Genomic DNA, 12,782 nt, shown 5'->3' with positions numbered 1-12,782 from the left:
GGCGTTCGCTGAGTGCTCTCCGCGCGATCGCCGCGTGCTCGGCATGGCCAGCGCGGGCACGCCCATGTGCACAGTGCTCTCCGCGCGATCGCCGCGTGCTCGGTGGCACGCACCGGGCCCGCCGGGCTGGGTGTGTGCTCTCCGCGCGATCGCCGCGTGCTCTCCGCGCGAGCGGAGGTGAGCCGTCTGCCCTGCGGCGAAATCCTCGTCAGGGACGGTGCTCTCCGCGCGAGCGGAGGTGAGCCTTCTGCGTGCTGCCGGCGCGCTGACGCAGCTGCGTGCTCTCCGCGCGAGCGGAGGTGAGCCGGCCGAACGTCCCGTGAGCACCCGCATTCCGCAGTGCTCTCCGCGCGAGCGGAGGTGAGCCGTCACCGTCCGGTCTCGCGAGATGTTCGCGGACGTGCTCTCCGCGCGAGCGGAGGTGAGCCAGCGTAGATACGATCAGACACAGGATCGGTCCCGTGCTCTCCGCGCGAGCGGAGGTGAGCCGCACGTGGAGTACGTGGGCGAGGCCCGCTCCGAGTGCTCTCCGCGCGAGCGGAGGTGAGCCGTGTCGTCATTTCCAACCAGTACTTGGGCGGAGGTGCTCTCCGCGCGAGCGGAGGTGAGCCGGGAAGCAGACAATCAGCCGCCTGACCGGACGGGTGCTCTCCGCGCGAGCGGAGGTGAGCCGAACTACATCATCCCGGCGCGCGAGACCTTCACGTGCTCTCCGCGCGAGCGGAGGTGAGCCGGCGCTGACCCGGGTCACGAAGAAGCTGGACGCGTGCTCTCCGCGCGAGCGGAGGTGAGCCGATGCGGATGCGGACAACGGCCTCGTCGCCGGGGTGCTCTCCGCGCGAGCGGAGGTGAGCCGCACCGCGGAGCGGACCAGCCTGTCTACCGCGCGTGCTCTCCGCGCGAGCGGAGGTGAGCCGGCCCCCGTGTATGTGGCATCCAGTGCGCGCCGGTGCTCTCCGCGCGAGCGGAGGTGAGCCGGAACTCCTGGCGGCGCACCCCCCGACCGAGGAGTGCTCTCCGCGCGAGCGGAGGTGAGCCGGATTTGTCGTGCCACCGCGAGGGCTTCGTTGTGTGCTCTCCGCGCGAGCGGAGGTGAGCCGCCGCCTTCACGCACACACGCGCTACTACCTGAGTGCTCTCCGCGCGAGCGGAGGTGAGCCGGACCAGTACAAGGAGTGGTCGAACGCTCTGGCGTGCTCTCCGCGCGAGCGGAGGTGAGCCGAGGGTTTCAACAGGTGGCGCGACCGTGCTCTCGTGCTCTCCGCGCGAGCGGAGGTGAGCCGGCGACGGCACCACCGCGGTCAACATCGTCAACGTGCTCTCCGCGCGAGCGGAGGTGAGCCGTCGTCAAGCCGATGGGCCTGCCCTACCTCGTGGTGCTCTCCGCGCGAGCGGAGGTGAGCCGTACGACGACCCACGCATCCTCGCCCTCGGCTAGTGCTCTCCGCGCGAGCGGAGGTGAGCCGTCCGGCGTGATCTTCAGCGAAGAAGAGGCGATGTGCTCTCCGCGCGAGCGGAGGTGAGCCGCCCGATTGGCGGGCTAACTATGCCGTGGAAAGGTGCTCTCCGCGCGAGCGGAGGTGAGCCGTGGCTCCTCGCATACGAGGACGAGAACACCGGGTGCTCTCCGCGCGAGCGGAGGTGAGCCGAAGGAGAAGTGACCATGGCCGCCCCCATCGAAGTGCTCTCCGCGCGAGCGGAGGTGAGCCGGAGAAGCCGTGGACCACCCCGGTACCCCCACAGTGCTCTCCGCGCGAGCGGAGGTGAGCCGTCGGTCCCCCGCACGCTGGCCTCCCAGATCCTGTGCTCTCCGCGCGAGCGGAGGTGAGCCGAGGCGCTGATCCAGGTCGTTCACGGCGGTGGCGTGCTCTCCGCGCGAGCGGAGGTGAGCCACCGATCACGCCGACCAGCGGCATGCCGACCAGGTGCTCTCCGCGCGAGCGGAGGTGAGCCGGAGTGGGTGTGGCCGCTCCACGTGGTGCTGCGGTGCTCTCCGCGCGAGCGGAGGTGAGCCGTCGAAGTACGGCGGCAACAAGTTCGCCGGCTGGTGCTCTCCGCGCGAGCGGAGGTGTGCCGCCCTGGACCGAGCAGAGACGAACGGACCGTCAGTGCTCTCCGCGCGAGTGGAGGTGAGCCGATCAAGGGCGGCCTCCCGTCGAGCGTGCGCGGGTGCTCTCCGCGCGAGCGGAGGTGAGCCGTCCTTGATGATCTTCTCGTCCAGGGTCAGGTAGTGCTCTCCGCGCGAGCGGAGGTGAGCCGTGGTCTCGCTCATGGTCAGTTCCGCCAATCCAGTGCTCTCCGCGCGAGCGGAGGTGAGCCGGGCCTTCCGTTCCGGGCAGCGACCCGGTGGGGGTGCTCTCCGCGCGAGCGGAGGTGAGCCGCCTCGGCACATCATGAACGCTGGCTGGCTGGAGTGCTCTCCGCGCGAGCGGAGGTGAGCCGGTGTTGTGACCGTCGGACAGACCCAGCGGGTCGTGCTCTCCGCGCGAGCGGAGGTGAGCCGTCCTTCTGTCCGTGCTTGTTCTCGTTGTATGTGTGCTCTCCGCGCGAGCGGAGGTGAGCCGCCCCGACGGGCGGCGGGTGTCTGCGGGGTCGAGTGCTCTCCGCGCGAGCGGAGGTGAGCCGCTGGTCCAACTCCACGGCGGCAGCGCGCACTCGTGCTCTCCGCGCGAGCGGAGGTGAGCCGGCGACCGACGCCGAGGAACGCGCGACGTCGTGGTGCTCTCCGCGCGAGCGGAGGTGAGCCGTACAGGGCGCAGACGAGCAGGGAGGTGGCCAGGTGCTCTCCGCGCGAGCGGAGGTGAGCCGGGTCGTGGCGTACCGGAAGCCCCGCACTCTACGTGCTCTCCGCGCGAGCGGAGGTGAGCCGCTATCCAGTCCCAGAATTACGCACCGGGTACGGTGCTCTCCGCGCGAGCGGAGGTGAGCCGAGCCGCCGACGGAGCCGGACCCCGGGGAAGTGGTGCTCTCCGCGCGAGCGGAGGTGAGCCGTCCGGGTATGACGACACTCCCGTACGCCTTGCGTGCTCTCCGCGCGAGCGGAGGTGAGCCGCCCGGCTTGGGGGTGCGTTCCTTGCGGCCAGAGTGCTCTCCGCGCGAGCGGTCGTGAGCCCGTCACCACCGTCAACCACTACTCCGGACCCGTGTGCTCTCCGCACGAGCTGTGCGAGCCGGGTGAGACCGCCGAGTTCGACACGCAGTTCTTCCGTCGGCAGCTGGAGGACAAGCTCCGTAGTGCCGCTGCGGCGGCGGACGCCGGGTATCCGGACAACGAGGGTCTGGTCATCGCCCTGGAGACGGGCATCCCGTCGCTGAAGCCGCACCGCGCGGAGGGGCTCACGCCCTCGGCGAAGCGGCTGGAGCAGGAGATCAAGGCGAGGTTGCCGGAGCGCACGCTGACCGAGATTCGCCGACGCTGCCCACGTACCGCAGCCCGCCTTCACGTGCCTCTCCTACCAGTAGGGCGCCGGGCGGGCCGGTGAGCCCGCCGCGGCCGGGCACCCATCCGCCCACCAGTAACAATCCCAGCCCGTACCTCGAGCCCTTCATGTGACGATTGTCGGCGATGCCTGCGGAGTACACCCTCGGCTGGCGGGGGCTTCGTCGAGCTGTCAGGGAGCAGTAAGTAATATCTTGTTGACCTGTCGTTAGTGATGGTCTTAGGGTGCCCTGGTGGTTTCTGAGGCGTTGTTCGTGATGATTCATGTGGGGCAGAAGGTCGGGCACCAGCGGAACCTGGAGCACGGGATGGTGACGCGTTCCTGGGGTTTTCCGAGGAAGCCGGACTGGTACGGACGGCGGGAGCCGGACTTCGCGGTCCTGGTGACCGGGGCGGCGCCGCGGGTGCAGCCGGGGGAGTGGGAAACGAAGTCTGTGCGGATGGTGCTGTGCAAGGTGCAGGTCGGTGTGTACGAGGGCACGGCGCCGCACTGGCCGGACGAGGCCGCCGAGGAGCGGGTCATCTACCCCTACCGGCTGGGCCTGGAGCCGCTGGCCGTGCTCGACGATGTGCCTCTGGGCCCGGACGGTCCGCTCAGCGCGGAGGCGTCGCAGGCGGCGCGCCGGTCGGGGACCCAGCAGGGGGTGGGGTACCTGGTGGCGATGGACCCGCAGCCGTTGTTCGACGCGGCTGGCATCGAGGCCGACTGGGCCGCGGACCATGACGTCGCGCTCGCCGCGACGCCGGGGGTCACGCTTGAGCAGTTGGAGGGCCCCAACAGCCCCCGGCGCGGGCGGCGGGGCGCGGGGCGGCAGATGGACCCGGAAAAGCGCAAGGCGGTCGAGCTGTACGCCGAGGAGAAGGCCGTCACCCACTACCAGGATCCCGAGCGGGGCTGGACGGCGCACAAGGTCGGCAAGCCCTACGACCTGCGCCTGGAGCGGGGAGGGCTGGAGCGGCGGGTGGAAGTCAAGGGCACCACCGGCGCCCCCACCAGCGTGGAGCTGACCGTGAACGAGGTCTTCCACGCCCTCGATACCCGCCACACCGTCGACCTGTTCATCGTCAGCGACATCAAGGTCACCAAGACGGACGGCGCGTACCACTGCAGCGGCGGCGACGTCCTGCTGCTCGAGGACTGGCAGCCGGCCGAGGAAGACCTGCGCCCCACCCGCTACCAGTATCTCGTCCCCCAGCCCGCCGCCCCTCAGCCATAAACGCGGCCCGGCTCGCCCGATCTGGCCCCCTGCGCCCAGGGGCGCGGCTGTACGACATTCACGCGCGGCATACGTGGGTGCGGACGAGCCCCTCCGGTGCCGGGCGGGGGACAGCCCCCTACGGGCCGGGTCCGTGTGCCCACGCAACGCCGCCTGACCATCACCGGACCGCACTCACCCCGCGCGGGGCCACCCGCGCTGTTTCACGAAACACATCCGACCGAGGAGACGACGATGCCGTTACTGCGCATGTCCGTGCACGAGTTCGTCGACCGCTGTAATCAGGACACGGTGGCCGATGATCTGGCCGAGTGTCACCGGCAGGCGCGACTGGGCCGGCTGGAGGACGGGGAGATGCGGTCCTGGCGCAACAGCCTGCCCGCCCTGGCCCGCGTGCTGGACGAAGCCGGACTGCAGCATGTTGAGGTATTGATCGAGTACCAGCTGGCCCTGTCCAGCCTGCGGGCCGACGTGGTGCTGGCCGGCTGGCACCCCCACACGTCCCAGCCGTCCTACGTCATCGTCGAGCTCAAACAGTGGACCCACGCCCGGGCCCTGCCCGACACCGAGGACCTCTGCCTGCCAGGGGTCGGCAACAACAACCAGGCCTTCTTGCATCCGGTCGCCCAGGTACGGCGCTACTGCCAGTACCTGCAGGACTTCACCACCGTGCTGGACGCGGAACCCGACGCGGTGGCCGGCGTGGCCTACCTCCACAACGCCGATACCACCGGCGTGGCCGACCTGCTCGCCCTTGAACCCGACCACCACGGGCGCCTGTTCACGCACAGCACCCGCGATCAGCTGATCACCTATCTGCAGTCGCGCCTCTCACCCGCTCACGGCACCGCAGCCGCCGACGAACTCGTCGACAGCCCCCTGGCACCCAGCCGTCCCCTGCTGCGCGCGACCGCGGAAGAGATCCTGCACGCCGACCGGTTCGTCCTGCTCGACCAACAGCAGGTCGCTGTCTCCCTGGTCCGCCGCGCGGTGAAGAAGGCCCGCGAAGCGGACAGTAAAGAAGTCCTCATCGTCACCGGCGGCCCCGGCTCCGGCAAAAGCGTCATCGCCCTGCACTTGATGCGCCACCTCGCCCACGAACGCCACACCGTGGTCCACGCCACCGGATCCAAGTCCTTCACCCGCACCCTCCACCACGCCGTCGGCACCTACAACCCCCGCGTCCGCAAGCTCTTCGGCTACTTCATGAACTTCGCCGACACCCCCAAGAACGGACTGGACGCGCTGATCTGCGACGAGGCCCACCGCATCCGTGCCCACTCCGTCCGCCACCGCGGGGTACGCCAGATCGACGAACTCCTCGACGCCGCCCGCGTCCCTGTCTTCCTCCTGGACGACCACCAAGTCGTACGCCCCGGCGAGATGGGCAGCCGCAAAGCGATCGACCAGGCCGCCGCCGCCCGAGGCCTGCGCCCACGCCACATCGACCTCAACGGCCAGTTCCGCAACGGCGGCAGCCGTGCCTACGAACAGTGGGTCCTGCGCCTGCTACAGCTCACCGACGAGCCCGCCACCGAGTGGGCCGACGAGCGGACCTTCCACGTCCGAGTGGTCGACTCTCCCCAGCAGATGGAAGACCTCCTGCAGGCCAAGGAGGCGCAACACCTCACCGCCCGCATCACGGCCGGCTTCTGCTGGCGATGGAGCGACCCGCGCCGCGGCCGTCTGGTCGACGACATCACGATCGGCTCCTGGCGCAAGCCGTGGAACCTGCGCGGTGAGGCCCGCCTCGACGGCGTTCCCCCGTCCTGGCTTTGGGCCACTGACCCCGACGGCTTCGGCCAGGTCGGCTGCATCTACACCGCCCAGGGCTTCGAGTACGACTGGAACGGCGTCATCCTCGGAGACGACCTCGTCTGGCGTCAGGACCGCTGGCTCCCCAACCCTCAGGCCAGCAGAGACCCCGCGCTCAGCAGAACCGACCCCGCCACCTTCCTCCGCCTGGTCCGCAACACCTACAAAGTCCTCCTCACCCGTGGCATGTCCGGAACCCTCCTGTACTCCACCGACCCCGAAACACAGGCACGACTGCGCCAACTGGTCCCCGCACCGACTGCGGCAGAGCCCGACCCGCCTGCGCCGGTCCAGCAGCCCACCTGAACCACAGCACCACCCGAAGTCACCACGTACGCTGCAGACTCAGGACTCTCTCCGCATCGGGTTCCATGGTATTGAGCCCTGAAGTGAGTTGGGGTGTGGGTGCGGGGCTGGACTCCTTGCGCTCGTCAGCGTTCTTTGACGCCTTGCCCGCATCCGCGCGCCAGCGGGTCTTCCGCTGTCCGTGGCGCCTCTTACGGTAGTTGCGGGGCTCGGTGATTTGCAGTCCGGGCCCTGCGAACAGCAGGGGTACCTGGGCGAGGCGGCTGACCGCGAACCCTACGGTGATCGTGGAACCGATGCCGATACTCTCCGTACCGGCGCGGATCAGCAGCGCCCCGACGGTGACGTGCATCGGATAGTCGTGCCGGGAGGTGCAGCCGCCCTGGGTCAGCAGCCGCATCGGCTCGGACAGCAGCGTCGCCTCGTCCGGGTAGCGCTCCAGGTAGGCGGCCAGCTCCTGGTCGATGTCCACCTGGCTGATCAACCAGTCGTCGCACTCGCCGCGAGGAATGACGGCGGACGGGGCGGGCTCGTGTGGCTCCAAGTGGGGCACGGATTCTCCACGTTCGACGGTTGGGGGACGACCAAGGCACGAGCCCGGCCGGTTGCCAGTGGGGTTCGGGCCGGCCCAGGGAGGCCTCCGGGAGTACCACTTCGTGAGCACGGTTCCTGTGCGGGCTGGAGATCACGCAGTGTCGCCCTGTAGGCAGCGCACCTTCGTGAGCACCGACTCCTGCGGAAACCTCGGAATCCGCATTCGGTGAGCAGCCCACATGTTGACTGATCACGGGCAGAATCGTCTGCCAGGGCCTGAGTGGTGGTTACCGCCGGTTACCCAAACCGGCGATCGTCGGCTATGTTGCGATCGCTTGACAGGGGGCGGGCCAGAGCCTCGGAGGTCCCACCGAGCCTCGCGCTAGCGGCCCGCGGAGAGGCGGTGCCACTGGAAGATTGACTGTGCCATCGGGCGGCGTGAACGCGTGATTGCCGCAGAGCCCGGCGGTCCAACACCAAGTCGGCCTTGGAGCCCGCATCGGTGGTGGTCACTGCTATAGCCAGAAGCTTCCTGAAAGTGGCTCTGATCGAGGGTTCCGTGAACCGCTGGTCAACGTCGTCATAGCAGCCCGACGTGCTGCAGTGCGGCTCGCGTGGAGGGGTCTTTCACGGTCAATGGGTGGCCATGTTCCAGGCTCTTGAGCAGCACGTCCTGTTTCTGGGTGCGGTCAAGGTGGAATGTGGACCAGGCGCGGCATCGTGGGCACAGTTGACGCGTGAGGAACGGGCGCAGCAGGTGGAAGCGCCGTTCGCTGTCGATGACGTACAGGCTGCCGACTTCGAGTCCAGGATGGTCTTGCTCCAGGGCGCTGATCGGCACAATGGGGTGGTCGCCCATGAGGCGGTGATGGTCGACAGATGCTCTCTTCCGCAAGGCGTCCCAGCGCACCGAGGTGACGTGGGCAAGCGGCAGGTCTGCCAGAAACAGGGCGCGTTCGAGAAGGAACCGCAGGTCTGCGAGTGCGGTCTGGAGGGCGCCAGGCAGGTCGAGTTCATCAGCGCGCCGCTCGTGTGCTTCGTCGTTGCGCTGGCCATACAGGCGTACCCGCGCTGCAAGGACGTCCTGGTCGGCTCCGAAGGACGTGAACTCGGTCAGAGGGTGGTTGGACTGCAGCCCCAGATCTCGGACGGCTGAGGGCAGTTCCTGCAGGACGGCAACCCAGTCGCCGAACCCTGGAGCTGTACCGCCCGAAGTGAGGCGGCTACGGACGGCGGCCATCCTCGGGATCGTGACGCCCTCCCAGTACGCAAGAGCAGCCGCGACCAGGGCGCAGTAGCAGAAGAGGATCTCAGCTGTCGCAAGTGCTGCCTGATAGGCCCGTCCTGGTTCATCGTCGACGCTTACCTTCGCTTCGACATCGCGCCATCGCAGGGCAATGGGATACGGCAGCGTAGTGCGGTAGATATAGCTGGCGTCGTCGAGTTGGGAGGCCGCTTCTACCCGCAGACGCAGCACGCGGCCTTCTGCGATGATGCGCTGTCTGGCTCCTTCGCGATCGCGGTCGGTGAAGGAGGATTGCCGCAACGATGTCGCTTCACGGTGCCAGGCCAAGGTGCGTTGCCGTGCCTCGTTGAGATCGTCCAATGCGTCCACAAGGGCCTCGTCGGGCGCGGGCAACGCCAGGCTTTGGAGTACTTTCCACTGGATACGGCGGATGGTCCCGCCTGCCGTGTAACCTTGCAGAACCGCAGAGTTGAGGTAAGCGACAAGCAAACGCAGATGGTGCTCTTCGACCGGCTGTTTAAGGCGGAAGGCAAGGTTCATCGAGCCCTCAAGCGCAGCGGGCAGGTCCTCCGGAGCAATGACGGCCACAGCGGGGCCACGCGTGGCGGACTCGTGGAGCACGCTCTGCATCACGATGTCGCCGGCCTGCAGCTGCCGGTCCTGGGGAATCGCTGCCCACACGGCATCGTTCTCCTCGGCAGGCACGAGCGTCCCGGTGTCGGAAAAATCCCGGAACCGAAGAAGCCGCACCGCCCCTGGAGCTCCCTGGCTGAGATGCGGGAACGCGTCCTTACGAATGGTCCTCACGCGTTCGAACAGGTCGCCGAAGGTGCGGGCGGGACGTTCCACCTCCGTACTCGCGTCCGGCTCCAACCTGTCGGCCGGAGGGGGCGCGGCTGCGGACGGATCGAACCGCCAATTGGCTTCCGCTGCCCATGGCTGCGACAGCACATATCCGTGCGCTGTCGACCCGGACGGCTGTGCGAGCAGTTGCGTCAGCTCTTGCTCCAAGTCGGTCCCCCTGCCTGTCCGCGGGACGCGGAACACATGCACCGCCCGTGGTTTCGCAGTGCATGATCGCAGGTAGAGCAGGGCGAGTTGCTCGGAGGGGTGTACCTCGGGAAGGGCTCCAGTGGAATAGATGACGCTGATTGGCCGCCAGCGACGCGCAACAGATGCCCGGAAGCCCTGGTGTCGTCGCGAGGTGACCAACGAGGCAGGCAGCAGAAGGCCAAGCAGCGAAGCGTCTGACGGCGGCTCCAGGCGCTCCAGCACCGCCTTGAGCGGCTCATCCGCGTCTGGAGAGCCGTCGGGCATGACGTCAGTCATTCCAGCCACCAGCACGACCGGTTGCTCGCGTAGGCGCGCGGCGGCAACTGCAGCTGCCTCTTCCCATCCAGCCGTCGCGATGGGCTCTTCCTGGCTGAGAAGGCGCGCCGCGGGGTGGGTTCCAGCCACGCTGGTGATCGCAGGAGTACTGCTGCCGAGGCAGGCCCCGGCCAGGAGGGCGGAGCCGAAGAACAACTGTGATGGCTCTGGCGCGTTGTTTCCCGCTGGTTCCGCCATGTGCGTCACTCACCCCTCTTAGAAGCTCGGTGATGGAGCGCAGTCTATGGTCAATAATCGTGCACAGATAGCTGGTTGAGGGGGCGCTAGTGCTGTGGCCAGGAAGGTTCGCCGGGTGGGGGTGCGGCCAAGGCCGGGCCGGCTGGGTACTGGGCATGGGAAGATCGCGCCGTGACTCTCACCCTGCATGACTTTGACGGCGAACACTCGCTGACGCTCGCTGCCGGTGGCCTGGCCGCCGATGCCGCAGTAGTTGCCGCCGGACACGAGCCGAATGGGTACTTCTGGGAGGGCCTTGTGCAGTTCGCCTGGCCGGATCTCGCTGAGCGCCTCGATTTCGACAGCGAGGGCGGCATGTTCTGTGCGCTCGGGAGCCTGAGTGACCTCACGCAGCTCAAGGCTACCCTTGAGCCCGTGATCTCGAATTCCAGCGCAGTTCGCGAGATCGTTGCCCGTGCCGAGACGGCAGGCTTTGAGTTCGACGACTAATGCTGTGGCCAGCAGGTCTTCCGGATTCAGGCCGCAAGCTGGAGAGTTCTGCCGCCCCAGCGGACGTGTTTCTCGCTGCGGATTCGTGCGCGTTCTCGTCGTTGGGCGGCGAGGACGTCGGGGTGGCGGGCGTTCTGGTTGCGCCAGCGCAGGTAGGCGTGCAGGGCCCTGGTCTGGACGGTGTGGTTGGGGTGGTTCGAATTGGCGAGGGTGAACTGCCGCAGGGGGCCGAAGTGGGCCTCGATCGGGTTGGCCCAGGACGCGTAGGTCAGGGTGAAACAGAGCTCGACCCTGTTCCGGGCGGCCCAGCGGCGGATCCGCCAGTTCAGGTGCGCGGACAGGTTGTCGAGGATCACGTAGATCGGGGCGCCGTCCGGGCGGGCCGCGCGGATCGACCGCAGTGCCGCCCAGGTGTGGTCGATGCCCTTGCGCCGGCGGACCACGCCCCACAGCTGATCGTCGCCGACCGAGTAGCAACCGTGGAAGTAGGTGATGCCGTGGGTGCGGCGGTAGGTCGCCGGCAGCCGTGCTGGGCTCCCCTTCGGTGCCCAGCACGATCCCGCGGTCGGGCGGATGCCGAGCGGCCCGAACTCGTCCAGGGCGAACGTCCGGTCCGGCCGCTCGGTGAGGGCGAACTCGATACGTTCCAGCTTGGTGTCGAAGTCCGGGTCCGGGGACTCCTTCCAGGTTTTCGTGCGCTGGAAGGAGATCCCGCGGCGGATCAGGAGGCAGCGCAGGGTCTCCCGGCCGATCCTCACCGGGCGGGCAATGTTGCGCTGCAGGTGGTCGGCGAGCTTGCGGATCGACCAGCGGGTGAAGGGCTTGCCCAGTGCGGTGGGCCGGGTGGTGGCCGTCTCGACGACAAAGTTCTCGTCCTCAATGCTCAGCAGGCGGGGACGGCCTCCCGCCCACCGAGGGTCCAGACAGGCCAGGCCCATCTCGTTGAACCGGTGGATCACATCCCGGACGGTGTCTTCGTCGGCCTGGACCAGTTGTGCAATCGCCGGGACCGGGGTGCCGCCCGACGAGGCCAGCAGCATCATCGCCCGCCGGAACCGCACCGAACTGGTGCTTCCCCGCCGAACGATCCGCTGCAGCTCAATCGCCACATCGTGGTGGACACCCTCGGGCTGCTGCTGACGGTGATGGTGACCGCGGCCTCGGTAACCGACCGGGACGCGGGGCAGACACTGCTGGCCCGGCTGAGCGAGCGGCACTGGCGCGTCACGCGGGTGTGGGCCGACGGCGGCTATACCGGGCGCCTGGTCGACTTCGCCCGCGGTGTCCTGCGCGTCGCGCTGACCGTGGTCAAACGCAGCGACGACACCAGCGGCTTCACCGTGTTGCCGAAGAGGTGGCTGGTGGAGCGCACGTTCGCGTGGCTGCTGCACTCACGTCGGCCGGCCCGCGACTACGAGACGCGCACCGACAGCTCGGAGGCGGTGATCCGGTGGTCGATGAGCATGGTCATGAGCCGCCGGCTCGTGCGACGGGCACGCTGAACAGCCCCGGATGTTCCTCCGCCAGCCAGCCCCGCGCGGCCAGACGCTTCGCCTTCGACCGCACCCCTTCCACCTTCGCCGGGACCGGCTCCAGCCCGACTGCCGCCGCGAGTTGCCGGCAGTCCATCGCCTCCCCGCGCGTACCGCTCCCACCGGCCAGGACATCCATGATCCGCTGGTGGTCCGGCGCGAGAACCGTCGGGGCGAGCCCTTCCTGCCAGCGCGGCACCACCGAACCGGGCACCGCCGCCGTGACCTGCACCAGCCGCTCGCCGGCCACCACGGCTGGCGGCACGTCCTCGCCACCGCGAGGCTCCGCCAGAACCTCGCCCACCGTCTCACGGGCGATCACGAACCGCTCCCACACGGCCTCGGCTTCCCGCAACTCGGCCTGGAGAGCCTCCACCCGCTGCCGAGCCGCGCGTTCACGCTCCTCCAGCAACCCCATCACCGACGGCATCCCGGCACCTCCACCGAAGAGGCGACACAACGCCTCGTCCCTGCCGCCAAAACACCGCACCTACACCTGACCAGCGGAAACATACCCGCCACTCTCGGAAAGACAACGGCTTCTTAGTGGTCAACGTCGGAAGTCCTTCGGGGGTTGACGCAGAGTGGGACCTACGCGGGGCCTTGACCACATCTCAACGCCCACGGACAGACTGGGC

The 12,782-nt window shown here is 68.5% G+C and carries 8 protein-coding genes and 1 CRISPR repeat array (1 of these 9 running past the window's edge); of the genes, 4 read left to right on the top strand and 4 right to left on the bottom strand.

Features of this window, described 5'->3' with window-relative positions; all coding sequences use genetic code 11:
* Positions 1 to 3,174: direct repeats of the CRISPR family, unit length 29 nt; unit sequence GTGCTCTCCGCGCGAGCGGAGGTGAGCCG (it extends 110 nt beyond the left edge of the window).
* A 522-nt stretch (positions 3,175 to 3,696) separates the two neighbouring features.
* The gene (locus ACFYY7_RS41840) at positions 3,697 to 4,656 is read left to right on the top strand and encodes a protein NO VEIN domain-containing protein (protein WP_388670628.1); all 960 of its coding nucleotides are present in this window, start codon (positions 3,697 to 3,699) and stop codon (positions 4,654 to 4,656) included.
* A gap of 234 nt (positions 4,657 to 4,890) precedes the next feature.
* A complete protein-coding gene (locus ACFYY7_RS41835) occupies positions 4,891 to 6,777 on the top strand; it encodes a DNA/RNA helicase domain-containing protein (RefSeq protein WP_388670578.1) in 1,887 nt (628 codons plus the stop codon).
* Between the two features lie 19 nt (positions 6,778 to 6,796).
* Here ACFYY7_RS41835 and ACFYY7_RS41830 read toward each other — a convergent pair whose 3' ends face one another.
* Both ACFYY7_RS41830 and ACFYY7_RS41825 read right to left on the bottom strand, forming a co-directional pair.
* Complete coding sequence (locus ACFYY7_RS41830) at positions 6,797 to 7,330, bottom strand: hypothetical protein (RefSeq protein ID WP_388670576.1); 534 nt, start codon at positions 7,328 to 7,330, stop codon at positions 6,797 to 6,799.
* Positions 7,331 to 7,891: 561 nt separating this feature from the next.
* Positions 7,892 to 10,123, bottom strand: a complete 2,232-nt coding sequence (locus tag ACFYY7_RS41825; protein ID WP_388670573.1) for a hypothetical protein — start codon at positions 10,121 to 10,123, stop codon at positions 7,892 to 7,894.
* 171 nt (positions 10,124 to 10,294) lie between these two features.
* On the opposite strand from ACFYY7_RS41825, the gene ACFYY7_RS41820 reads away from it, so the two are divergent.
* Positions 10,295 to 10,612 carry an Imm51 family immunity protein gene (locus ACFYY7_RS41820; RefSeq protein WP_388670570.1) on the top strand — a complete coding sequence of 106 codons (318 nt, stop codon included), beginning with the start codon at positions 10,295 to 10,297 and terminating at the stop codon, positions 10,610 to 10,612.
* A gap of 26 nt (positions 10,613 to 10,638) precedes the next feature.
* Here the strand turns inward: ACFYY7_RS41820 and ACFYY7_RS41815 are convergent, their stop codons facing one another.
* Complete coding sequence (locus tag ACFYY7_RS41815; RefSeq protein ID WP_388670625.1) at positions 10,639 to 11,655, bottom strand: IS630 family transposase; 1,017 nt, start codon at positions 11,653 to 11,655, stop codon at positions 10,639 to 10,641.
* A 69-nt stretch (positions 11,656 to 11,724) separates the two neighbouring features.
* Here ACFYY7_RS41815 and ACFYY7_RS41810 point away from each other — a divergent pair, with 69 nt between their 5' ends.
* Positions 11,725 to 12,114, top strand: coding sequence for a transposase (locus tag ACFYY7_RS41810; protein ID WP_388670567.1), 390 nt, complete (start codon positions 11,725 to 11,727; stop codon positions 12,112 to 12,114).
* Here the strand turns inward: ACFYY7_RS41810 and ACFYY7_RS41805 are convergent.
* A complete protein-coding gene (locus tag ACFYY7_RS41805; RefSeq protein WP_388670564.1) occupies positions 12,080 to 12,574 on the bottom strand; it encodes a hypothetical protein in 495 nt (164 codons plus the stop codon). The genes ACFYY7_RS41810 and ACFYY7_RS41805 overlap by 35 nt on opposite strands.
* Positions 12,575 to 12,782: the final 208 nt, after the last annotated feature.

Origin of the sequence: Streptomyces sp. NPDC001933, from assembly GCF_042890955.1 — a bacterium.
GTDB lineage: Bacteria > Actinomycetota > Actinomycetes > Streptomycetales > Streptomycetaceae > Streptomyces.
This window is presented reverse-complemented; position numbering and strand designations above follow the sequence as displayed.

Coding starts and splice junctions, on each gene's coding strand:
- ACFYY7_RS41840 (WP_388670628.1), top strand. CDS start 3,697: ATGATTCATGTGGGGCAGAAGGTCGGGCACCAGCGGAACCTGGAGCAC.
- ACFYY7_RS41835 (WP_388670578.1), top strand. CDS start 4,891: ATGCCGTTACTGCGCATGTCCGTGCACGAGTTCGTCGACCGCTGTAAT.
- ACFYY7_RS41825 (WP_388670573.1), bottom strand. CDS start 10,123: ATGGCGGAACCAGCGGGAAACAACGCGCCAGAGCCATCACAGTTGTTC.
- ACFYY7_RS41815 (WP_388670625.1), bottom strand. CDS start 11,655: ATGATGCTGCTGGCCTCGTCGGGCGGCACCCCGGTCCCGGCGATTGCA.
- ACFYY7_RS41805 (WP_388670564.1), bottom strand. CDS start 12,574: ATGCCGTCGGTGATGGGGTTGCTGGAGGAGCGTGAACGCGCGGCTCGG.